We start from the raw sequence: 23,157 nt of genomic DNA, 5'->3' as shown, positions 1-23,157 counted from the left end.
TATTTTAGTTTGCGTTCAATATAGTCGATTAATTGTTTGCGGGCTTTCTTTGGAAATTTCCGTTCCGTTCTTAAAGCCTTTCGCTCTGCTACATTTGATGAGTCCTCAATTTTTCGATCATATTCAGCGATCACTTCATCTACTTTTTCGACTATTTGAGCGAGGTCCTCCAATGCTAATTCCTTCTCATTTTCCCGTTCAATTTCTGGCATGATTTCTTTTTCAAGTAGTTCATCGTATAGCTGGTTTGACTTTTCAATTAGTCCGTTATGATATTTCTCAATCGACTTTTTCCACACGAATGTAAATTTGTTCGCATTTGCTTCAATCTTAGTTCCATCAATAAAAATAGCTTCATTCTCAATCAGCTTTTCTTGCACAAGCTGACAACGAAATTGGACAAAGCATTGGCGTAATAATTCCTTTACCTCCGGATGAATACGAAAACGATTAATTGTTCTATAGCTCGGTTCATAACCTTGAGCTAACCACATCATTCGAAGGCTATCTTTTAAAAGTGCTTCAATTTTGCGCCCTGAGAAGACAGATTGCGTGTAGGCACATAAGATAATTTTAAGCATCATACGTGGATGGTAGGCAGGACAGCCCTCATTTCGAAGGAATAGTTCAAACGCTTCGGGCGGGATACTTTCGACTAAATGGTGGACATGGAAGGCAATATCATTCTTTTGTAACTTCACTTCGAAATCTAAAGGCAAAACTAGTTGATTCATGTTATAATTTTTAAACATAAGAACCCTTCTTTCTGAGATTTAGTATGTGGTGTACTTTTATCTTACCAGAGGTGGTTCTTATTTTTATGTAAAAACAATCAAAGCCGTTGAAATTTTACTCGTCGTAAAATTTCAACGGCTTATTAGTTTTGAGAGGAGGGTTTTGTCCCAGCCTCTTTTTTTATTAAAACTATTGATATTTTTGGGAATTACTTTTGAAATTAAATTTATTAAGTAGATAAATATCGCAATCCCTATTGAAAGCTTTACATATTATAAATTATAGAGAGGAGGGAAATTACTATGTCTGAATATTATGGTAGTGGTAGTGGTTCCGGTTATGGCACAGGTTCAGCATTTGCGCTAATTGTTGTTCTATTCATTCTTTTAATTATTGTCGGCGCTAGTTTCATGAATAGAGGTTATTAATACCTAACACCGCCTTAAATGCTCATAACAATTAGGATAATACAAACTTATCCTTTCCCTTATATTATTTACTAAGGGTCACAATCCTCCGGTGACCCTTTAAATATATCCCTTTCAAGGACAAACTTACTTTAAAGGGATATTAGAACGCAGCACTTAATTACATGTAGCATTATCATATAAAGTTTCCATTATTATCATAAATTATTTGGATCTCTTACTTTTAAATACAATTCAATATTAGCTTTTGTGTTACTTTTATCTAAAATTTAGTTTTTTTAGCTTCATGAAATTTGCTAGTAATTATTTTTTCAATGGATTCAAACTTAGTAATTACGGTTGTTATTATTGTTAATTTTGGAACTGTAAAGTAAATTATTACTGCAGAAGTAATACCAATAAAAGCACCTACAAGAACATCTAATGGATAATGAACCCCCAACCAAATACGTGAAACTCCTACTAATATCGCTAGCAACATCCAGACAATCCATTTCCCTTTTTTAAACAACCAAAATGACATACAGAATGAAAAAAATAATATGGTATGATCGCTAGGAAAAGAATTATTTATTGTTTTTTCTATTAACTGATTAGTATTTGAAAGTACTGCAAATGGTTGTTTATTAAAATAAAATAATCCTGCAACTTTCCCCATAGTCTCAGCCAAAATGAAAGCAATACCTCCACAAATGAGCATCATTTTGTTTTCTTTATTTTTAGTAAACCAGAACAGTATAACAAAAATGGCTAATAAAAAACAGTATATTCAGCTATAATAACCATTGGAAAATTGATGAAAGTGAATTCTTTTCCTATGTCATTAACTGTTCTAAATAAGTTATTATTCATTTCCGATATATTCAATATACCCTCTCCTTTAGCTTATATAGCTATGATAAGAAAAAGGATATCGACGAACTATCGTTTAAGATGACAATAAAGATTTTTATCTAACATTATTGTCACTTTGACTCGAAATTTAGATTATGGACTTTAAGATAAGCTCCTTAGTAGTAATGATACAGTTGAAGCCCAAGATGTTCCTAGATATAAATAGCCATAGTATTTAAGACAAAGTACGGTAGGAAATAAAATAACCCTCTGAACAGGAATAATTGACTATAAGACTTCCAGTCAACAACCCTGCCAATCAATTGTATAGCCTTTAACCTAATCCTCATCTGTTTTTTTATTTTACGCTTATTTGCCCACATGTTATCTACTATCATTTAAAAGAGTGACAGACCATTTTGATCTTTCATTTCTAAAAACTCCACGTGATTATTGACAATTAGTCCATAGAATTATTCTTACAACTCATATATTAAATTACCAAGTACTATAGGAGGTGATATGTGAGGAGTAACGACAACTTCTTTGGCATTAATTGTTCTATTGTTTGTTCTACTAATTATTGTAGGAATCTTAGTAAAATTTTCTTCTGAAAGGAGGGTTACTATGTGTCAACTAGTTAGACACCAAGGCCGAGCTGTAGAAGTCAGAGATATCCATGGAAGAGTTCAAAGAGGAATACTAGTAGGAGTTGATCCATCAAGAGGTATTTTTATGCGGTCAGGCATTAGAATCGTTTTCATTCCCTTCTTTTTCATTGCAGCTATTTTCGTCACAGGAATTGGAATACGTATATTCTAAGAATGAACACTTGAATAAATGAATATATAGATATCAAAGTAATAGAAGTACATCGTTATGTCCAAAACTCCCACGTAAAAATGTCTGCTTTACCCCATAAGCAGACATTTTTTTTATTAATTATACTTTGTTTGAGATATGTAGATCTTTATCTTCTAAATGACTGTTTGAAGCAGCTCCTTAAGGTCGCAATAAATAATCTATCCACAGCTCTGCTTACACCATCATATTTTATATCACACCGAAATTGAATACATTTTATTTTACATAACAGTACTTTAAATCTTCCTTTTTAAAGATCCCAAATTTGTGTCTTAGTCTAAGCCACTTCATTGATTGAACATAGCCTATACTATATCAATTGAAGGGAGTTAAAAAAATGGTAAATCCAATGCGTTTTCCAATGCGTTTTAATGAAGGACGCCGATTTTCCCCAGGTATGAGCCCATTCTTCCCGGTTGGGAGACCATTTTTTCCAGGTATGAGCCCGTTTTTCCCGGTTGAGCGACCATTTTTTCCAGGTATGAGCCCGTTTTTCCCAGTCGGGAGACCATTTTTCCCTGGTATGGGCCCGTTTTTCCCTTGACTTGGAAATAAAATGTTCCCTGTTCTAGCTAAAAACCAGCGGTTCCTTTTAACAACAATTCATATTTTAGAAAGGAGGTAAATTACTATGTCCGAAAATTATGGTAGTGGTACTGGTTCAGCATTTGCGCTAATTGTTGTTCTATTCATTCTTCTGATTATTGTCGGGGCTGCTTTCATGCATACAGGTTATTAATACCTAATACCGCCTATAATGCTCATAACTGTTGTAAGGGAATACTAATTTAACCTTACACCTTTAACTCTTACTTAGGGTCACTATCCTCCGGTGATCCTTTAAATATTTCTTCTTTCAATGTTATACTTAACCTTTAAGGGCATATTAAAAAGCCACAACAAGTTACATGTGACTTTAACATATGGTTTCCCTTATTATCTTTAATTGCTCGAAGCTCTAACTTTTAAATACAATCCTAATCTATCCTGCGATCTTGACAAGAACAAAAAAGCAAAATCCTGTATTAAAAAATTAACACAGGATTTTAATCAAATTTTTATTTCAATCCACAATCATACTTTAATCAACCTTAATTTGCGCCATCATACCATTATCTTCATGCTCTAATATATGGCAATGTATCATATAGACACCATTATGTTTAAATTGTACAGCTATTCTTACTGTCTCATCTGGTTTTATGGCGATACTGTCCTTCCATCCTTGTTCATTTTCAGATGGCTCTTTCCCATCTCGAGATATTATTTTAAATTGCGCTCCATGAATATGGAACGGATGAATCATTCCACCCATCATATCCGGTTTATTATAAATTTCCCATACCTCGGTAACTTCTTGTTTTTGAGTAAAATCAATTCGTTCTGGATCAAATTTCTTTCCGTTTATCGTCACCATGTTCATCATCCCAAAGAGTTCCAAATTCTTTGTGATAGGCAAAGTCAGTTCTTTATCCGCCAATGAAAAATCATTTAATTTTTCCGGAACCTTACTGTTCACCCCACTTTGATCAGTAACTTCAAATGGCAATAGGACAGTTCCATCCTCATTTATTAATGCTAAGTTATTGACTTTTTTAATCTGCGAAAAATTAACAACTATTTCTGCTCTCTCGGAAGGTGTCAGTGTAATTTCTTTCAAAGTCACTGGTTCATTCAAAAAGCCACCATCAGTCGCAATTTGAAGAAAAGAATCCCCTGAATTCAATTTAAAGGTGTAATTCCTCGCATTAGATCCATTTAATAAGCGAAGACGCACTTTCTCTTTGTTTACAGTCAATTTGGGATTAAGTGTTCCATTTATCAGTAATGTATCTCCGATTGTTCCGTCTTCATTCTTTACAGCGTTATAATTCAATTGTTTCTTGTCATCAAAAGATTTATCTTGAAATACCAATGGAAAATCGTTCTCCCCATAATCATTTGGCAATCCAAGACCTTTTGAATGATTATCTTCGATATAAATCAAGCCTGCAAGCCCGTTATATACCTGTTCTGACGTTTTCCCGTGAGGATGGGGATGGAACCATAATGTAGACGCTTCTTGTGTCACTTCAAATTCAATCTCTTTCTCTTCTCCAGGCTTAAGTATGTCATACGGTCCTCCGTCTACGTCCGAAGATACTTCTAACCCATGCCAGTGAAAGGTTGTTGGTTCATCCAGTTCATTTATCGTTCTAATTTTAACTTTGTCTCCTTTTTCAAAACGAAGCATTGGGCCTAAAAACGATCCATTATATCCATTCGTTTTTGTTTCGATACCATCGAAAATTTCCGTATTCCCTTTTTGTGCTTTAACAGTATATACGATACCCTTCTCGTTATCACGTTCGAGTACAGCAGGAATATTCAATTCATTTTCCCCTGTTGAATCGTTTAATCTTACCACATTGCTATGACTCTCATGTCCCATCATCTTGTCATGATTCATAGTGGAATAATCCATGCCTTTTATATCGTTGCTCTTTTCTTGGCTACAAGCTCCAATTATACCTAGACCCATAATAATACTTGCTAGTGCGATTTTCTTCATAATATCAACCATTCCTTTCATCCACAGCATACAGAATAGTTGTGTAGAAATTATGTAGAAAGGGGTATTTGTATACGAAATGTTGTACTTATATTTTTTTCGCTTTTGACGGAAATTTTACCTCCATGCGCCTCCACTAGCTTTTTAGTAATTGTCATACCGATCCCATTGCCAGTATATTGATTTTTTTCCCGATAATTTCGTTCAAAGACTTTTTGACTCGTCTCTTCATCCATACCGATTCCATTATCATGTACAATAATAATAAAGTGGCTATTATTTTTTAATAATTTAATGAATATAGAACCTTCTTTTTGAACATGGTACATAGCATTTTTGATAATATTGTGTAGAATTTGATTCAATCTTAGGGCGTCTACCTTGGCATGGATTTCTTTGTCTAAATCCAAGTCTACCTGTATTTCTTTTTCAAGTAATTCACTTGCCAACCCAATAACAGATTTCTCGATTAGATTAGCAATCGGTTGTTCTTTCATAATTACCTTAAATGTAGGGTTGTTAATATCATTTAATGTATCTAATTCGCCAACAAGGATTATAAGCCGATCAATTTCTTCAACACATGCTTGTAAACGGTCTGGGGTAGCTGCCCAAACTCCATCTTCGAATGCACTTAAATAGCTTTTTATTGAGGCTAGAGGATTACGAATTTCATGTGCGAGGTCTTGAGTCATTTCTTTACGGCGCAATTCATAGGCGCCTAATGTTTCATCCAGTCTTATCAACGACTGACCTAATTGACCAATTTGATCATTAATGGTATAGCTCATATTTAAGTGGCGGTCACCACGCACAAGTCTTAACGCAAAGTGGTTTAATTCTTGAATTGGTCTACTTATAGTTCTTGCAATTAAAAAACTAGAGATCAATATGACAATAAGTAATAAACCTAATGACCACAATGCTGTTTCTCTTAATGCCATGTCATAATGGTGAATGACTTCCTTGGAGTCTGTAATATGAAGCATCATTAAATGCTCATGACTTTTATAAAGTAATATCGCTGTTATAAATAGGAGCATACATAATGAAAAGACGGCAATAATTAAGGTGATTTTTGTATTAAACTTCATTCCTGTTTAACCTTCTCATTTATTTTGTATCCCAATCCAAATACAGTTTGGATATAATCCTCCTTCATTTTTTTACGAATATTTTTAATATGTTGATCCACAATACGTGGATTTATATCTGAATCAAATCCAAATATTTTTTGAATAATATCATCTCTACCGAATACCTTTTTTGGGTTTTCAGCTAATAATAGTAAAATGCTAAATTCGTGTGGTGTAAATTGAGTGTTTTGGTGATTTATTAATACTTTTCTTTCATCTTTATAAATTTCTAATTGTCCTAAAGTAATAACTTGCTTTTTGTGTGAATCTGGTAATAGCCTTTCTGCTCTAACTAATATTTCTTTAGGGTGGAATGGTTTAACTACATAATCGTCTGCACCGATTTCAAATCCTTTTATTTTATCATCAATAGAAATTTTTGCCGTTAGCATAATCACGGGAATAACATAATTTGATTTTACATATCGGCAAATATCTTCCCCTGCCATATCTGGTAACATTAAATCTAAAATAATCATATCAAGAGGTACTTGGTCTATTATTTGTATTGCGGATTCTCCAGTATGCGCGATATATGTATAATCTCCGTTTATTTCAAAATAAGATGACAATACATTTGTAATCTTTACTTCATCATCAATAATTAAAACTCGCATTCCTCAATTCACCAACTTTCTATAAGAAGTTCAATAATAATTATAAATAAATTCTCTTACTCATGCTAACCAATCTATCCAGATTGTGAAATAGAATGACCTCAATTAAAATTGTCAATCTTACTTTATAGCTGATGATTCTCACAAATGTTTATAATTAACGAATTTTTACAATGAAAATAATAACGCTGTGAGAGCGATCGAGATTCAGTAACACGTACCGTTGCTCATCTCGATCGCTCTCACAGCGCACAATAAAAGCTTTCTACATTTTCTGATTTGACATAATTTAGGGTGGACACCTCTATGGTTTTCTACAACTATAGAATTCAGCTTTTCCTTACTTCTTCAATATTTGTATGTATTAAATATCATAATAGCAATATTTAATACTAAGCGTATTTCGGTTTTACTTTAGTCTTCTATTAGATTTTTTCAAGATCATAACCAGCTCTTTTTTTCAAAATACTTATTATCGAAATTTAGAGTGTCAAATTTAAAGATATGACTTTTTACTTCTTCCAAGCCTTCAGTAATCTTCTCTAAAGTCTGAATGGTAATCTTCCTATTCTTCTTTGAACCCCAGCCAAATACGAAGTTTGCAGTCAGCATTTTTCAGCTAATTTGTTTTTTCAATTTCCATATTTATTTGATGTTGCTACCAACTAATTTGATTAAAATATCCACAAAATCTTTTCATGTTAATAAAAAAGCTGATAAGGAGAAATACTCCATATCAACTTTTTATCCTTTGTTAAGATATAGTATCAATCAGCTTATTTGTTCACTCTTATGAATAGTTTTTATGAATATTGGACAAATCTACATTAAACGATAATTAGCATTATTTAAACGAATAATCCCCTTTTGAACGATAAATTATGGGAAGCATCCGATAATTAGAAAGTTGTGACCATGGTATTTATATTATGTAAACTAAAATTATTTGGCGTGGAGGAGGGCCTTGATTCATCAACTACCCATAATATCTGTACTTTTCCACTTACAATTGTGAAGTTCCTAATAATTTTCATGTGAACGATAACTCTCCTTTTTTACGATAATGGGATGATTTTGTACAGATAATAATTATTGTTTAATACGATATCTAGAGGTTTTATACTTGCAACTACATGCTGCCATTGATGAATTTATTTTGTATATCGAGATTGAAAAAAATTACTCAGTTAATACAGTCACTAGTTATGAATACGATTTACAACTCTTCTTGACCTTTTTATCGGATCATAGCTGTTCAACCTGTTTAAATGAGATCACCAAGACCCAAGTACGCCGCTTTATCCAATATTTATTAGGATCATTAAAACAAAAACCTCGTTCGGTGAACCGAAAAATTTCTTCCTTAAAATCATTCACAAAATATTGTTTAAAGGAACAATACCTTGCTAATGATTTTACGCACGGGATTGAATCGCCAAAGACCGATGAAAGAGTTGCTTATACAATTCAATATTATTCAATTAACGCACCTTTATAGATTAATAAGTCTTTAGTTTTGTCCCCATTTATTTTCGAAAATAAGATGTTCTAAAGAACGTCTTTTTTCCCAATTAGCTAACTCTAAAATGGGCTTTTCTGGGTAATTTTCAGTATAACCGATTGATATAAGAGCAATGGGATCGATGTGTGGTGGTATTTCTAAAATGTCTCTAATATCATTCTTTTTATAAAAACTTACCCACCCCATCGCAAGTCCTTCAGCACAAGCTGCTAACCACATATTTTGAATAGCACAGGCTGTTGATAATATATCTGTTTCAGGAATTGAATTTCGTCCTAATACATGGGAACCTCCTCTTGTAGGGTCACATGTAACACAAATAGTTATAGGAGCTTCTTTTAAACCCTCAATTTTTAAATCAAGGAATTTCATTTGTTTTTCCCCATCATAATGAATAGCTAATGCTCGGCTTTCTTTTTCAGCTGCCCAAGCCAATTTTTCTTTAATTTCATCAGTGGAAATCAAAATAAAGTTCCAAGGTTGCATAAATCCTACTGAAGGTGCATGATGAGCTGCATTTAATATTCTATGTATAATGTTTTCAGGGATAGGAGTTGACAAAAAACTTCGAATATCTCTCCTATTATAAATAACTTTATAAATAGACTCTCTTTCTTCATTAGAAAACATAAATTTCTCCCCTTTTCTTTACAAAAATGTTTATTTTTAATATTAACTAATTTTTCATTATTCTGCCACGTAAGTTGAAGTAAAAATGCACCAAAAAGCGTGGTTTGGATATGTTTGTCCTTATCGTTGTATCCGCATAAATCTGGCTCCACCTCTTCTTACTTCGGATTAACATTCGTCAAATCGATTACCACATTTCCGTTCAGTTTCATATATAGATAATGGTACCATTAATAATAGACCGGTTTAAAGACACCTTTTGCAGATTTCACAATTGCCTTTGGCTTCTGAATCGATAGTCCTTCTAATAGCCAACGAAGCTCTTGCTGAGAGAGAGTCCATACTTCAGTGTGTTATCAATTTAATGTATAAAAATGAACAAAGGATATAATTCATTAAATATCTCTAATGGGATAGGAATAATTGATTGGGATGAATTATTTATTTTACGGATTTGGCTTAATTCAGATGTAACGAAGTTTATTCGTGGAAAAAAATGTAACAGTTTTTCAATTACATCTAACGCCGAATCTAAATTTTCATCAAAATGAGCTTTTTATACTAGAAATTCAGATTCCATCTATAACACCTCTTCTTTCCTTACATATCGTTAGGGCATTCTGAATAGTAATTAGTTGCATAAAATTAAAATATTTTTATTATTCTATTTTAATCTAGGTCTGGCTACAAAGCCACAATCTATCGCTATTTGAAACAAGAGCAAACACATCACCTAATAAGGTTGTGCTTGCTCTTGTTTATTCATATTTGCCTTAACGTTGTAAATCCACATTTTTCTAAAGGGACCCCGCTTAAAGCTAAATGCTTCACCAATATTTTAAAACAGATTTATCAATTGTTCTATATATTATGTAACTTAATTAAGAAGAGTCGAACATACAAATTTGCACGTTCGACTCTTCAGATTTCCTCGTTCTAATATCAAGAATATATGTATTTATTCTTCAACCAACATGTATCTTGATTCTGTAACAACCAGCTAAATTTGTCACTCTTATGAATATTTTTTATGAATATTGGACAAATCTACATTAAACGATAATTAGCATTTTTAAAACGAATAATCCCCTTTTGAACGATAAATTATAGGAAACTTCCGATAACTAGAAAGTTGTGACCATTGTATTCATATTGCTTAACCCATTTAAGGATTGCTTTATTATCAGTCTCCATAGATTTAGCTATATCATAGGAACTTTCCTTTCCATTTAAGTCGCTCAACAGCTTGTAATTTATCTTTGGCAGTATATTTTTTGACCATACAAAAACTGCACCTCCAATTGTTAGATGTGTCTAACAATTGGGGCGCAATTCACATTTAAAGTGAGGTTTTTATAGGTTACTTTTGATTAGCTTCTAGATAGTAAGGATTTACGTGAATAAGGACGTCCCCTACATCTGGGTATTATTGTTAAATCATGATTAAGTGATAGACGAAGGTCTAGAATCTTATAGTGACCGTGTTCTCTTGCGCGAATTTTGTCTATTCGTTGCACTTGATTAAATTCATGAATAGTAGCTTCATACTCGTCTAGAAGTTCCTGATCCACACTTTTTTCCATTAAAACATCAACAGAAGGTTTAACTAAGTCCATTGCAATTCTAAAAATAAAATAAGCTACTAGAGTACTTGCAATTCACAAAATATTGTTTAAAGGAACAATATTTTGTGAATGATTTTACGTACGGGATTGAATCGCCAAAAACCGATAATAAACTTCCTGGCTATATGACATAACGGATCTAAAGCAGCTATTTGACTATTTAGAACGCGCCGAATCACGTTTTTCTATGCGAGATGAGATAATGTTTAAATTGTTAGCAACAACAGGTCTGAGGCGATCTGAACTCGTTTCATTAACCTGGGAACAAGTCGATTTTGTAAATGAAACAATTCGAATAGAGGGAAAAGGGAAAAAAGAACGGATATTGCCCCTTCATCCACACTTAATGCCGCTTCTGGCATCTTATAAAGCTTCTTTAAGATCATATCAAGAACCTGTTTTTTTAAATAAAAATCGTAAAGCATTAGATCCGCGGGGTTTACATGTCATCTTTAAAGATGTATTGAAAAAGGCTGGACTCCCACCTACCCGCTTCTCGCTACTTCACTTACGGCATACTTTTGCAACATTGATGTTACAGCAAAACAAAGAAAATGTTGATTTACGAATACTTCAATAACTACTCGGCCATGAAAGTATTACATCAACTCAAGTCTATACACACGTTGAATTTGAACAGAAAAAGAAAGCAATTGATTCTTTTGAATTTTTTGATTTCCTCCTAGGGAAGAAACTACCCATAATTATTGGGTAGTTATCTGATTAGTTATAGAATGCTGTTGATATGGATAATTAATATTTGTTGATGGCGTTGTAAATCCTTCTTGTTGATATCCGACTTGTTGATGATTAGTATTAGGGTTTTACTCCAGCGAACTGAAATGGTGATATTTCAATATTACCTTCGATTGAACTAGTAAAATAATTAGTAGAGTAAGTACTTGGATTCGATACCATTGCGTGTTCCATTTTCGAAAAAGTAAAACGAATTAGCTGATCTTTAAATACAATAATATAGGATGAATTTTTTAATAGGTTTTCATATGCATTAGGTAGTTGTTCATAGATAGATTCCAAATCCATTGGTACACCAAATCTATCTTCCATTTCTAATGCAGTCTCTATAACTGTTTCCAATAAAATCTGGGCTGCACGTAGCTGTTTATATTCTCTAGAAAATCTAAAAATATAGCGACTTAAAGGACCTAAAGACTGTTTTTTAGAATGTAAAAGTAGCATGCGAATAGTTCGACTCCAATATCGTGAAATATGCCCGCTATTGAATAACGTAATCCATGTGGTGTGAAATACTTATTGGTCTTAATTTTCTTTTTCATGTCACTTCCATCGGAGACCGGCATTTCTACAATCCATCCTAGATGTTCACAAATTTTTTTCACAATGTAATTCATCTGTTTGTTGGAAAAGGCCTTTCCTTTTAACCCATAAAGTAAAGGATCTTAAAGGTGACTTTCCTTTAGAATATTCACAAAGTACGGCCATTGCTTTTTGTGGTATTGGAAGTACGCCTTCCCTATTTTTTGAATTAATAATTGGTGTTTCTCTATCCTCTCTATCTTCTTTATCTTCTTTATCAAGAATAATATTAATAGAACATTCTTCCCTTTCAAGTGACTTAACCTTTAATTTAATTAAATTCGTGGAACGTAATCCAGTATAAATATCTAACAGCATTGGCGCGAGAATATTAACTCCAACTGCTTGTAATTCATGCGCAGCTTTGTATACTTGGTACAGCTCCATAATATCTAAGTCTTTTGATAAATGCGTATCACCTGAATAATCTTCAATGGTTACGTTCAAAAACGGATTATTATTTATAACTCCCTCATTATTTAAATGTCTAAATAGAGAAGTCATTGTACTTTTTTGTTGGTTAAGTGTACTTGGTTGGTAGTTTCCATAATGATCTTTTAACCATTTTTTGCAGTATGTTCCGAAATCTTTTTAATATTTCTTCGATATACGTTCTTCGAATTTTGTGACCATACACTATCCAGTTCTTGATCTAGATATGCTTCTTCCAACGTGCTTTTTTTAGTAATCGTGTTATTCATAATAAATCCCTCTTTCCTTAAAATCACACGAAAAAACCCCAAGTTAAATACAAATTAACATTTAGAAATAACGTTAATTTGTACAACTTGGGGGTTTCCCTTGTTTATATTAGATTGTTGTAATCATCACATATATGGACTATATGTCAATTAAATATGGCGTTTTTTCCATTGATTGTTGTTTTTATTGTCCTTTGATGATAAATAAAGTTTATTCTACAAACATTTGTGAAAGATAACTTTAAATATAATATTCGTGTTTTATATAATCTATGAAGTGTTCAGCCGATGGGCGGATAGCACTTTCACCACTTTAATACGAATATTCGGGATTATATAATGCAAAATAGTTCGTTAATTATCTTTTCTATCAGAGGACGGACCGTTTTTAAAATTAAATGTTTTGCTCTTTATAATGTCGATTATATTATTTTCGTACAGCTTCAAATGTAATTAGTTGGCTATCCTTTAATGGTTGCTTTTTGTAAGTATAATCGGCAGAACAAGTAACATCAGAAAAACCAACGCTTTCTAATATAAGTTTAAATTCTTCGATTCCGTACCATCTCATTGCAAACTTCTGTAATTCTGTGTTTACGAGCTTACCTTTACTCCATTTCTCGTATTTTAAATAAGATAAGGTATATTGGTCGACCCAGTTGATTTCAATTGATTTGCTTTCTAATGAAATGCCTTCTTCGTTAGAAAGAGGGAAGGTTGCAGTAGTAATTTCTCCTGTACGCCAATTGCTTGGTAATTCCAAATCAACTATTACACGTCCTCCTGGCATTAGATGCTTATAAAAGCATTTCAGAGCATCTTTAGCATCCATTAAATTTTCAATCAAGCAAAAAGAGCCTGTAGGTATTACGACAGCTTCATATTTTGATTCTAAAGAAAAACTACGTAAGTTACCTTCATATAGCTTCGGATTTAAGCCTCTTTCTTTGCATCGTTTTCGACAAGAATCTAACATTTCAGTCGAATAGTCAATGCCATCAACAATAAATCCATTTTCAAGTAAAGGAATTAAGAATCGGCCTGATCCGACAGCAGCTTCAAGAATCTTCCCTTTAGTCCCTTGTAATCTTTCAAGATAATATTCAATATCACCGTCAATTGAATACCCCACTGGTTTGGTAAAATCATATACTTCCGTACTTAATGCACCATAATAACTAAACATTTCATTTCCTCCGATTTTATATGCGGAAGAATTTTAATTGGATTATAGAAACTTCCGCACCTCAATTTTATTGATTAAAACTTATAATTTCTTTTTAATTGGTACATAAATTTCCATTACTGCATTTTCTAAACCATGACAACGTTCATCGTAAAATTCAAAGTCTATTTTTGCTTCGTCAAAAACATATTCACTGTCTTGAAACCATTCTTCAAAAATGTATTTCCATGTTGCCTTTACAACTTCTGATAATGGGTCTGCATTGTATGTTGCTGCTGTTGCAACATTGTCAACAGGCGGAGTTGTGAAAACGGCATATTCCGCTTTTGGAACCTCAATTGTCATCATATCCGACGTTACCTTTGAATAATCATCAACAATAACACCGAACAAATATTTGACATTACTTTGATCAGGTGAAGAAACGCAAATCCCAACTTCTCCATGCTTTGGTGGATTCAATTGTTCATACATTTTGCTCTCTAGATTTTCACCAGTATAAGTATCCCAATATGCAGCAATATCTTTCGTATACCCATTTGAGATATTGGTTTTGATTCCATAACCTGCAACCTTAAAAGCAGATTTTTTAGTAAAGGTAGGATTCATGTTACAACTTTCAATTTTTAACATATTTTCGCTTCTGCTCAAGCTATTGTTTCTAGCAATATAAACAGTTGGGCTGTAACCAAATTCTTTCCGAAACGCTTTGGAAAATCCACTTGCTGTTTTAAAACCATAATCTAAAGCAATGTCAATGATTTTTCTGTTTGATAGAAGTTCTCCTCTAGCTTGAATTAATCTTTTTTTACGAACAAAATCCATAAGAGGTGTTCCTTGATACAAACTGAAAACTCTACAAAAGTGGAAAACAGAATAGCCGACATGTTCTGCAATCTCATTAGCGGTAAGTTCTTCCTTAATGTGCATTTCAATATATGTGATACTACGCTTAATGTCATCATTGTAATTCAATGTATCAACCTACCTTCTTCTGTATGGCGAATTCATTATAACAATTTGTAAAATGAGATGCTGTTCCGTTTTTGCTAAAAAACTATTTACATTTTTTATTTGCTCTTTAAAATTTCAATATACTACTTTAATCTGAAAAATCTTTAGATAATGAAGAATCGCTGTTGTTCGTTCTATTAATAGAAATATCCACTTTCTTATCCAACCACCTTTAATTCATCCCCTGTAATATCTGTTGTAAAAGGACATAAAGTTTACACAGTTAGTCATCCCCACTTTTTTATAATTAAAATAAGTCTCGCTCTATCTTGGAGTTTTACATTAATTTAAGCTGATATAAGGTGCATATAAAATGTATACGTTCCGTTATGGTTGTTAAAGGACAAATATTTCTGCTACTAAAAAATGTTTAAGTTATTTAACTTTTTTATTTTTACGATAAAAATGACGTTATAAAGTGTATCGAGATTCAGTAACACGTACCATCGTCCATCTCGATCGTTCTCATAGCGCATTGAAAGCCTTTCATGTTTTACGGAAGATATGGAATTAAAATTTAACTTGTCTTTTCATAACAAATGGTCATATGAAAAATCAGCATAGGGTCCATATTTCGGTGTGGATAAAAATTCATCCGCCATTTAATAATAATTTTAAAAAAGCCACTCATTTAAAAACATAAAAATGAGTGGCTTTTCAAAAGTACTACTATATAATATTTCAAGAGATAAATTACTCTGGTTTCTTATTAAAACAAAATGCATTAAATCTTAAGCAATTGAGCAATGTTTATAGTATCGTCTTTTTATTAGCTATGCCAAATTACTAGTACCGTTATTTGTGGAAAACATTAAATTAAATAAATTGCTAGTTGAATTTTTAATTGGTTTTTATGATGATTTCAATAAAGCAAAAATAGAACCATCAATCCTTATTTCAGAGGATGAAATTTATATCACAGGCGATTCATCTGCTGTTAAACGTGTAATTGAAAATTTAATTTCCAATGCGATTAAACATTCGAGCGGAAATGTTACTATTCAACTTGTGAAGAATTCGTCATCTGTTCAACTTATTTATCAGCATGATTAAATGGAGAGCAATTACTGATGAAATGTGAATGGGAAAATTAAGATTTTTCTCCGGTGCATTTAGAAAAAAACTTTCTGCATTGGCACTTTTAGTAGTCTCTTGTCTTAACTTTTCTTTTATTGAAGCATTCAAAAAGGCTTATGAATATCTCCTAACCCTTTCAATCTTTCTATAACGTTTGATTTGAAATCGTTTAAAGGTGGTAAAGTTTTTAAATAAGTGAGGAAGTATTAAATGCATAATAAGCCACGCCTTGTTGGACGTGACTTTATGCATTAATTCAAGTAAATATATACTTCTACAGTATTAGATTCTTCTACGTATACAAAGTCCCGTCTTTCTACTTTGTAAAATGCATTTCCTAACCCTACTTTATCTCCTACATTAGGTAATACAGGTATCGTATTTTCAAATTTATTAATCACATGCCCCTTACCGTTTGCTGCGCAATATATTATAGATAACTTCTTCATAAATAATCACTCTCCATCTACATTAATCATATTGTAGATGGATATCAATAATACTCATGCGATAAAATTACTCTTCCCACCAAAACCCTCTCATCTCATAGCAATTGTTCATTTGTATACATTATTATTTTGATGAATTACCAGTTGATGTGTTAACGGCTGCATTTTGTAATGATTGGTTCATTTGTTGTGAAGATTGATTTGTTTGTTGTTGAGGTTGTTTCGATTGTTGTGAAGATTGGTTCATCTGTTGTAAAGGCTGAGACATTTGCTGCAACGGTTGTGTCATCTGTTGTATTGGCTGCATCATTTGTTGAGCATTCTGTAGATTTAACTTATTTGAAATGTTTTTTGTGAACTGTTGAAAAGTGCCATTTTGCATTCCTCTAGCTACACCTAAAATAACAGCTCCTATTACTCCCCATGTTAGAAATCTCACTAATAAAAGCCTCCTTCCTTAATTAAATATTATTTTAATACAGGTTTAGTATTGGAAATAGAGCTAATACTATACTGAACATTTTTTGGATTATTTTTGTGTATTTCAATGCTCTCCCCAATTGTAAAAAGGCACTAGACATTATTTTTACTCCTACCATGTATAGATATAGCAAAACAGATAACTAACTACATTTATCTGTATATTAATAATACATTCACCAGAATGATAATACTAAAGGAGGTATAGCAATGAAGAAAATATTTTATATAGGAGTATTGTCTACATTAATACTAACTGCATGTAATGAGGATGAAGCAGCATCAGAAGAAGCTCCAGCTAGTGAGCAAAAAGAAGCTAAAGAAAAAACTGTAAATGCTTATACTGAAGAAGTTTCTGAGAAGAATCTTAGCGATGAAGCAACTAAGTAGCTTCATCTTATTATTATGAACACAAAAAGATCAGGTACTCACCTTGGTTCTAAGGTTCACTTTTATCCCAAGTGAGCGTTTTGCTTTTACTAAACCGTAAAGGGTAAGCAATTCTGAACTTTAGTGTATGAGGACCAGCAACGGATGCTATTACTTATATATAGGCAACAATTTGCACAAATTAATATTGAGTGTACTGCATACACTTATATAGACTGTGGCGTTGGCGAGCGCCACAGTTTTTTATTGCATTTAAAAACCAATTTTTTTCTATTGGAGCATAAAATATTAGTGTCATCAATAAATTTCATCTTCGCAACTTTTTTCATGTCAAAACATTAAATTATTAATGGGCTATAATTGGTCACTTCCGATTTAAAAAATAACCATTTTTATTGCGTTGTAATGTTCTCGATTACAATTACAATATTTATTTTGGGATAGCAACTTATTGCATCGCTCCAAACTGTTATCGCACACGCTATCCCTTTATTATACATGTGATGGCGATTTATCCCAATAGCTACCAATTCTAAGCTTGGCGTCGTCATACGCTGTGGCTTTTTTTATGTATAATTAACCTTAACTTGCTCACATTAGTATTGAGTGTATCGCACGCACTTATTAGGTTGTGGCGTTGGTTGACCGTCACATCCTCCCTCATTTATTACTTAGGGTCACTTCCAACCTAGTGACCCTTTTTTAGTTTCTTTCCTCATATTGTTCTGAAAAATTCCACTTACACTTCCTTAAAACTGTAAAACAACCTCGAGTTATTGTTTTTTATTTTTATTCGATTTATAAGGCCATCCACTATACAAATCATACTATCGCAACATAATTATAGTAGTGTTAAGCAAATTAGCTTAGCTCTGCACATAACTTTTAGGCTTTGGGTTACTCTGACCCAAGTGACCCTGTTGAATTTATTTATGTTTTACAAGATGGAATAAACTGGATATATTATTCTCGGTTGATGGTTGATGTATATTCATCAGGAATTGGTTTCCCTTTAAATAAGGCATCGCCATTACGCACTAAAATGTCTTTTCCTGACTGTGTCCCCCAAACGCCATAACCGGCACCGGGAGCAATCGCAAATCGAACATCTTTAAAGTATTCTCTGACTAAACCAGATCTTTATTTTAGGCGCTACCATTTTTTTGAATATAAAGGTCGCGTTTGTTTTAGCATGGAGACTTTTTTAGTGCCAGAGATTTTATTTTCATGGGAGTATAAGAAGAACAGAGACGCTAATTAAACAATCGCGCCCGATCGTTGAAATGATTAAACAGTTCTGCTCCCCTTATTATAGGGTAAAGTATTTCTGAAAACTAAAGATGCCATAAACCATCTTTTAATAATCTCCCTTACTTATACCTACTTAATATTTCTTCTGGAATATGACAATAATCATTTGGACATTTAGCTAACCGATCTTGATGTTCTTCTGCACTTCTCATATAGTTTGTAAGAGGTAATACTTCAACAACTATAAGGTCGTAATCATTTCTCTCACAAAGAAACGCCTTCGCCTCTTTTAAGTGTTCAGGCTTTTCACTATATACTCCGGTTCTATATTTCTCGCCAACATCCTGTCCTTGTTTATTCAAACTGTATGGATCAATGATTTCAAATAAATACCCCATTAATTCCCTGATTGTTACAACTGTCGGATCAAATCTTGTTTTTACACATTCGGCATATCCATCATAATCACCCTCAAGTGTATGACTTGTCCCATTAGCTCTTCCTGCTTCTGTAAACTTAACTCCAGGTAAAGTTTTTATAAAAGCTTGTACTCCCCATAAACATCCACCTGCAAAATATACTACTTCCATATTGCCTCTCCTTATTGTTTAAAAAATAAAAAAATGTAATTACTAAGTCTGCTACATATTAAAATAATAACGAATTTTATTATTCCACATTATGGCCCGATTGTTGAGCACAAGTCAAACGACGCTATTCAATAAACCTGCTCCGTTCGGATTATAAGGTCAACTGGATAAATTTTGTTGACTGTTTTTATTCAATTTATAGATTGATAGTAGCCGGGGTAGAACGGACCTGCCCATGGGTCTTGATCCCGATAACTAAACTGTTCGCCCCCTACTTGTTAACACCTGATTAGGCTGGTTGGGGGCAAAGTGATCCCGTATAACAAGCGAAGATATGAATGACAAGATAGATAGAGGTTACTGGTCAATCCACTTTATAAGGAGGAGATATCCAACTGTCATAGCATTTATCGCTCCTTATAGCAGATGCGTAATGAATGCTTTCTTCTGTCCCTTCAATACGTGTAGCCGCTGAAGAGACATTCATAATTTTTCGCCTTTTCTCGAAATCATTTTGTCTTAATACTGCTTGAGAACATAAGATTACTACTTAGCTTAGTTCAGTGTTTCTTGTTAAGCTAACCTGCGTCGTTAGTTTAATAGTGGGGAATTTAATGAAGTCTCTGGATAGATAAATTAAAGGAAATGTTAAGATAATCTGGATATGTTACGTCTTTTTTTAATACAAAACTCTCCTATTTTTACTAATTCAATTGAACATACAAAAAATACAATTCTTTCTGATTAAATCATAGAAAGAATTGTATTTTCAATTTAGTAATTTTGTTAACTAGTAAAATACTCAATGATGCCATCAACAATACCCTGTTGCGTTTTTCTTGGAATTCTGCTGAATTCATTGTTTTTTCATATCTTCGTTAGATGTAAAGCCTAACTCAATTAAAATTGCTGGTGAAGAATTTTTTCTTAGAACAAGGTAATCGCTACCTTGAACACCTCTATCGCGAGTATCTATATTTTGATTAAAAATAGCTTTTTGTACAATTTTAGCCAATTTCTTATCTTTTCTTTTATTAACTCCATAATGAGTTGTTATTCCTTTTACATTTGTATCCTCAAAAGCATCATGGTGAATGCTAATATATAGATCTGCTGAATGGTCTTTAGACTTTGGTGTCTTCTATTAATGTTTATCTTGTCGCATTTTGTTTATTCAACATAAGTAAAATAAACAAAATTATTTACATGTCCTAAATGAAAGCACACATTTAAATTAGATGTTAATCTCCCATACTTAAATAGTACTTTGTTTTTTTTTCTCTAGAGTCTTTTGCTCAGGAAGTAAAAAGGTGAAAGTTGCACCAATTAATAAAATAATTATCGATAGATAAAAAGAAGAATTATAATTGGCATGGAAATTATACATTAGACCTGGAACATATGCCCCTAATGCAGAACCTATTTGATGACTAAGAAATAGCCAGCCTATAATAAAACCTATTGAATAATTTTTAAAATGTTGGGTCGCTAATAATTGAGTAGGAGCTACAGTTGCAAAATCAACTAAACCAAAAATCATAGCAAAAATTATGAATAAATAAGGATTACTATTATCGAAAAGTAATAAAAGAGAAAGAGGCCGGATTATATATAAGACAATTAGGAACTTACGACTACTCCATCGATCAGCTATAACACCTGAAATTATTATTCCTATTATATTAAATGCGGCTAAAACACTGACTGCTATGCCAGTTATGCTTGTTGAAAAACCACATAACTGTGCAATAGAGATTAAGTGAGTGTCCATTAATCCTGTTGTAGTAAAACCACAAATCGCGAAAGGCAAAATAATGAACCAAAATTGTTTTTTTCGATAAACTTCCCAATTAAAAAATGTGTTATTTTTTTTCTTTTTAATTTTTGTACTGTCTTCTTTACTATGGCCTCCTATAGGTTCCAACTCTTTATCTTCAGGATTATTTCGTATGAAAAACAAGACTATTGGAAAGATTACTGTGGCCAAAATTAAGCCTAATACACTAACAGTTCCTTTCCAACCAATCCAATGTATTAAAGCAAGAGACCCTGGTACAAGTAACATTTGCCCTGCACCAAACCCAGTTTCTACTATTGCTAAAGCAAGTCCCCGTTTTTTATTAAACCAGTTTGTAACAACTACCGTTGCAGCTACATTTGATGCTCCTCCAACCCCAATTGATACAAATAGTCCGTAAATAATCATCAATTGCCAAAAATCATTGACAAAAGCCATCAATAAAAAGCTAATTGCCACTAGAATAGTACTTAATGAAAGTATTAAGCGCGGCCCAAACTTATCAACTAATGTTCCAATAAATGGTTGTGATACCCCATAAACAATAAAACTAATTGTTGAGATAAGTGAAATTGTTCCTCGGTCCAATTGAAAGTCATTTTCCCAAGGCTCAATAAATGCACCAAATGATAAACGAACGCCTTGAACAGCTAATAGATTTATAAATATGACTAGTACAATTATCCAAGCATAATGAATTTTCAATTTCTTAATTTCACTTCTTTTCTGTTGGATAAATATTTTATAAAATTTCTTTATCTATGAATCTTTTAATTCGTAGCATGGCTTCTTGTAAAAGTTCAAAACGAGTAGCATAACTACATCTTATATACCCTTCACCACCTTTACCGAATACTGAACCTGGTACTACAGCAACATGTTCATCTATTAGTAGTTTTTCAGCAAATTCTTCACTTGATAAGCCTGTTGAAGAAATATCTGGGAATACATAAAAAGCTCCTCCTGGTAAATGACATGAAAGTCCCATTTCATTGAATTCTTTAACAATATAACGTCTACGGTCGTTATAACTTTGTACCATTTTTCTAACTTGCCCCTGACCATTTCTTAAAGCTTCTATGGCTGCAAATTGAGACATTGTAGGAGCGCACATTATGGAATATTGATGTACCTTCAACATTCCTTGAATAATTTCTGATGGTCCACAAGCAAATCCTAATCTCCATCCTGTCATAGCAAAACCTTTTGAAAATCCATTTATTAAAATGGTTCTACCCTTCATACCTGGGATGGAAACCATACTTGTAAAGGGGGCATCATAAGAAATTTCCGCATAAATTTCATCCGAAAGGACCAGTAAATTATGTTTTACTATTACCTCAGCAATTTTTTCAAGGTCTCTCCTATTTAGGACAGTTCCAGTGGGATTATTAGGAGAGCAAATGATTATTCCTTTTGTATTTTCTGTTATAACTTTTTCTAATTGCTCAGGTTGGAGCTTAAAATCAAAATTAGCCAATGCTTGGATAGTTACTACTTTTCCACCCGCCATTTCAATAATTGGAGAGTACGATACATAGCTAGGTTCTATCACTATTATTTCATCACCAGGATTAACGATAGTTCTTATAGCAATATCAAGAGCTTCAGAAGATCCTACAGTTACTAAAATTTCATTTTCAAATGAATATTTGGCATTAAATTTATTGTATAAATAGTCAGAAATTTCTTTTCGAAGTTGAATAAGCCCAGCATTAGGAGAATAAGCCGTGTAACCTTTCTCTAATGATAAAATGCTTGCTTCACGAAAATTTAATGGCGTTACATAATCAGGCTCACCTACTCCTAGTGATATAACATTGTCCATTTGATAAGCTAAATCGAAAAAGCGTCTAATACCTGATGGCTTAATGGTTTTAATACGATTTGCTAAAAAATTTTCTGGGTCAAAACCTTTGGTATTCATAGTTTAAAATCACC

General features: G+C 32.7%; 22 protein-coding genes and 2 pseudogenes. 7 read left to right on the top strand and 17 right to left on the bottom strand.

What is annotated here, in order from left to right; translation table 11 throughout:
* Window positions 1-752: transposase (locus ACIPKN_RS17485; RefSeq protein ID WP_400938325.1), on the bottom strand; the 752-nt coding region annotated here is incomplete at its 3' end.
* Window positions 753-1,037: 285 nt separating this feature from the next.
* On the opposite strand from ACIPKN_RS17485, the gene ACIPKN_RS17480 reads away from it, so the two are divergent.
* A complete protein-coding gene (locus ACIPKN_RS17480) occupies window positions 1,038-1,163 on the top strand; it encodes a YjcZ family sporulation protein (RefSeq protein ID WP_400938323.1) in 126 nt (41 codons plus the stop codon).
* A gap of 262 nt (window positions 1,164-1,425) precedes the next feature.
* Here ACIPKN_RS17480 and ACIPKN_RS17475 read toward each other — a convergent pair.
* Window positions 1,426-2,030 (bottom strand): annotated as a pseudogene (locus ACIPKN_RS17475) (undecaprenyl-diphosphatase).
* Window positions 2,031-3,198: 1,168 nt separating this feature from the next.
* On the opposite strand from ACIPKN_RS17475, the gene ACIPKN_RS17470 reads away from it, so the two are divergent.
* Together ACIPKN_RS17470 and ACIPKN_RS17465 are read left to right on the top strand one after the other, a co-directional pair.
* On the top strand, window positions 3,199-3,405 hold the full coding sequence (locus ACIPKN_RS17470; protein WP_400938320.1) for a hypothetical protein: 207 nt from the start codon (window positions 3,199-3,201) through the stop codon (window positions 3,403-3,405).
* An 87-nt stretch (window positions 3,406-3,492) separates the two neighbouring features.
* A complete protein-coding gene (locus ACIPKN_RS17465) occupies window positions 3,493-3,600 on the top strand; it encodes a YjcZ family sporulation protein (protein WP_400938318.1) in 108 nt (35 codons plus the stop codon).
* Between the two features lie 342 nt (window positions 3,601-3,942).
* Here ACIPKN_RS17465 and ACIPKN_RS17460 read toward each other — a convergent pair whose 3' ends face one another.
* Genes ACIPKN_RS17460 through ACIPKN_RS17450 form a run of 3 tightly spaced genes read right to left on the bottom strand, consistent with a single transcriptional unit; the run spans window position 3,943 to window position 7,165 of the window.
* Window positions 3,943-5,424 carry a multicopper oxidase family protein gene (locus ACIPKN_RS17460; RefSeq protein WP_400938316.1) on the bottom strand — a complete coding sequence of 494 codons (1,482 nt, stop codon included), beginning with the start codon at window positions 5,422-5,424 and terminating at the stop codon, window positions 3,943-3,945.
* A gap of 38 nt (window positions 5,425-5,462) precedes the next feature.
* Entirely contained in the window at window positions 5,463-6,506 is a 1,044-nt protein-coding gene (locus ACIPKN_RS17455) for a sensor histidine kinase (protein WP_400938314.1), read from the bottom strand.
* Entirely contained in the window at window positions 6,503-7,165 is a 663-nt protein-coding gene (locus ACIPKN_RS17450; protein ID WP_400938312.1) for a response regulator transcription factor, read from the bottom strand. The genes ACIPKN_RS17455 and ACIPKN_RS17450 overlap by 4 nt, the downstream gene beginning before the upstream one ends.
* 1,123 nt (window positions 7,166-8,288) lie before the next feature.
* Here ACIPKN_RS17450 and ACIPKN_RS17445 point away from each other — a divergent pair.
* Window positions 8,289-8,663: a site-specific integrase gene (locus tag ACIPKN_RS17445; RefSeq protein WP_400938309.1), complete on the top strand. Its 375-nt coding sequence runs from the start codon at window positions 8,289-8,291 to the stop codon at window positions 8,661-8,663.
* 12 nt (window positions 8,664-8,675) lie between these two features.
* On the opposite strand, the gene bluB is transcribed toward ACIPKN_RS17445, so the two are convergent.
* Together bluB and ACIPKN_RS17435 are read right to left on the bottom strand one after the other, a co-directional pair.
* Entirely contained in the window at window positions 8,676-9,317 is a 642-nt protein-coding gene (gene bluB / locus ACIPKN_RS17440) for a 5,6-dimethylbenzimidazole synthase (RefSeq protein WP_400938306.1), read from the bottom strand.
* Between the two features lie 1,370 nt (window positions 9,318-10,687).
* Complete coding sequence (locus tag ACIPKN_RS17435) at window positions 10,688-10,900, bottom strand: cation transporter dimerization domain-containing protein (RefSeq protein WP_400938338.1); 213 nt, start codon at window positions 10,898-10,900, stop codon at window positions 10,688-10,690.
* A gap of 229 nt (window positions 10,901-11,129) precedes the next feature.
* Between ACIPKN_RS17435 and ACIPKN_RS17430 the strand changes: the two genes are divergently transcribed.
* Window positions 11,130-11,522, top strand: a complete 393-nt coding sequence (locus ACIPKN_RS17430) for a tyrosine-type recombinase/integrase (RefSeq protein WP_400938303.1) — start codon at window positions 11,130-11,132, stop codon at window positions 11,520-11,522.
* Window positions 11,523-11,758: 236 nt separating this feature from the next.
* On the opposite strand, the gene ACIPKN_RS17425 is transcribed toward ACIPKN_RS17430, so the two are convergent.
* The 4 genes from ACIPKN_RS17425 to ACIPKN_RS17410 all read right to left on the bottom strand — a co-directional run bounded on the left by ACIPKN_RS17425 (window position 11,759) and on the right by ACIPKN_RS17410 (window position 15,142).
* Window positions 11,759-12,142 (bottom strand): hypothetical protein, encoded by a 384-nt coding sequence (locus ACIPKN_RS17425; protein WP_400938300.1) that lies wholly within the window; start codon window positions 12,140-12,142, stop codon window positions 11,759-11,761.
* Window positions 12,143-12,286: 144 nt separating this feature from the next.
* Window positions 12,287-12,784, bottom strand: coding sequence for a hypothetical protein (locus ACIPKN_RS17420; RefSeq protein ID WP_400938297.1), 498 nt, complete (start codon window positions 12,782-12,784; stop codon window positions 12,287-12,289).
* 624 nt (window positions 12,785-13,408) lie between these two features.
* Window positions 13,409-14,167, bottom strand: coding sequence for a class I SAM-dependent methyltransferase (locus ACIPKN_RS17415; protein ID WP_400938295.1), 759 nt, complete (start codon window positions 14,165-14,167; stop codon window positions 13,409-13,411).
* 81 nt (window positions 14,168-14,248) lie between these two features.
* On the bottom strand, window positions 14,249-15,142 hold the full coding sequence (locus tag ACIPKN_RS17410) for an AraC family transcriptional regulator (RefSeq protein ID WP_400938292.1): 894 nt from the start codon (window positions 15,140-15,142) through the stop codon (window positions 14,249-14,251).
* A gap of 840 nt (window positions 15,143-15,982) precedes the next feature.
* Between ACIPKN_RS17410 and ACIPKN_RS17405 the strand changes: the two genes are divergently transcribed.
* Window positions 15,983-16,234: an ATP-binding protein gene (locus ACIPKN_RS17405; protein ID WP_400938289.1), complete on the top strand. Its 252-nt coding sequence runs from the start codon at window positions 15,983-15,985 to the stop codon at window positions 16,232-16,234.
* A gap of 275 nt (window positions 16,235-16,509) precedes the next feature.
* On the opposite strand, the gene ACIPKN_RS17400 is transcribed toward ACIPKN_RS17405, so the two are convergent.
* Together ACIPKN_RS17400 and ACIPKN_RS17395 are read right to left on the bottom strand one after the other, a co-directional pair.
* Window positions 16,510-16,707 carry a hypothetical protein gene (locus ACIPKN_RS17400; protein WP_400938286.1) on the bottom strand — a complete coding sequence of 66 codons (198 nt, stop codon included), beginning with the start codon at window positions 16,705-16,707 and terminating at the stop codon, window positions 16,510-16,512.
* Between the two features lie 124 nt (window positions 16,708-16,831).
* Entirely contained in the window at window positions 16,832-17,146 is a 315-nt protein-coding gene (locus ACIPKN_RS17395) for a hypothetical protein (RefSeq protein ID WP_400938284.1), read from the bottom strand.
* A 251-nt stretch (window positions 17,147-17,397) separates the two neighbouring features.
* Here ACIPKN_RS17395 and ACIPKN_RS17390 point away from each other — a divergent pair, with 251 nt between their 5' ends.
* Window positions 17,398-17,577 carry a hypothetical protein gene (locus tag ACIPKN_RS17390; RefSeq protein ID WP_400938281.1) on the top strand — a complete coding sequence of 60 codons (180 nt, stop codon included), beginning with the start codon at window positions 17,398-17,400 and terminating at the stop codon, window positions 17,575-17,577.
* A gap of 1,370 nt (window positions 17,578-18,947) precedes the next feature.
* Here ACIPKN_RS17390 and ACIPKN_RS17385 read toward each other — a convergent pair.
* From ACIPKN_RS17385 to ACIPKN_RS17370, 4 genes and pseudogenes are all read right to left on the bottom strand, one after another.
* Window positions 18,948-19,418, bottom strand: coding sequence for a peptide-methionine (S)-S-oxide reductase (locus tag ACIPKN_RS17385; protein WP_400938279.1), 471 nt, complete (start codon window positions 19,416-19,418; stop codon window positions 18,948-18,950).
* Window positions 19,419-20,204: 786 nt separating this feature from the next.
* A pseudogene (locus tag ACIPKN_RS17380) lies at window positions 20,205-20,547 on the bottom strand (N-acetylmuramoyl-L-alanine amidase family protein); the annotation flags it as partial.
* Between the two features lie 126 nt (window positions 20,548-20,673).
* Window positions 20,674-21,930, bottom strand: a complete 1,257-nt coding sequence (locus ACIPKN_RS17375; RefSeq protein WP_400938334.1) for an MFS transporter — start codon at window positions 21,928-21,930, stop codon at window positions 20,674-20,676.
* Between the two features lie 28 nt (window positions 21,931-21,958).
* Complete coding sequence (locus ACIPKN_RS17370) at window positions 21,959-23,143, bottom strand: aminotransferase (RefSeq protein WP_400938277.1); 1,185 nt, start codon at window positions 23,141-23,143, stop codon at window positions 21,959-21,961.
* Between the last annotated feature and the right edge of the window lie 14 nt (window positions 23,144-23,157).

This window comes from Lysinibacillus sp. NPDC086135 (assembly GCF_044746345.1).
Lineage (GTDB): Bacteria > Bacillota > Bacilli > Bacillales_A > Planococcaceae > Lysinibacillus.
This window is presented reverse-complemented; position numbering and strand designations above follow the sequence as displayed.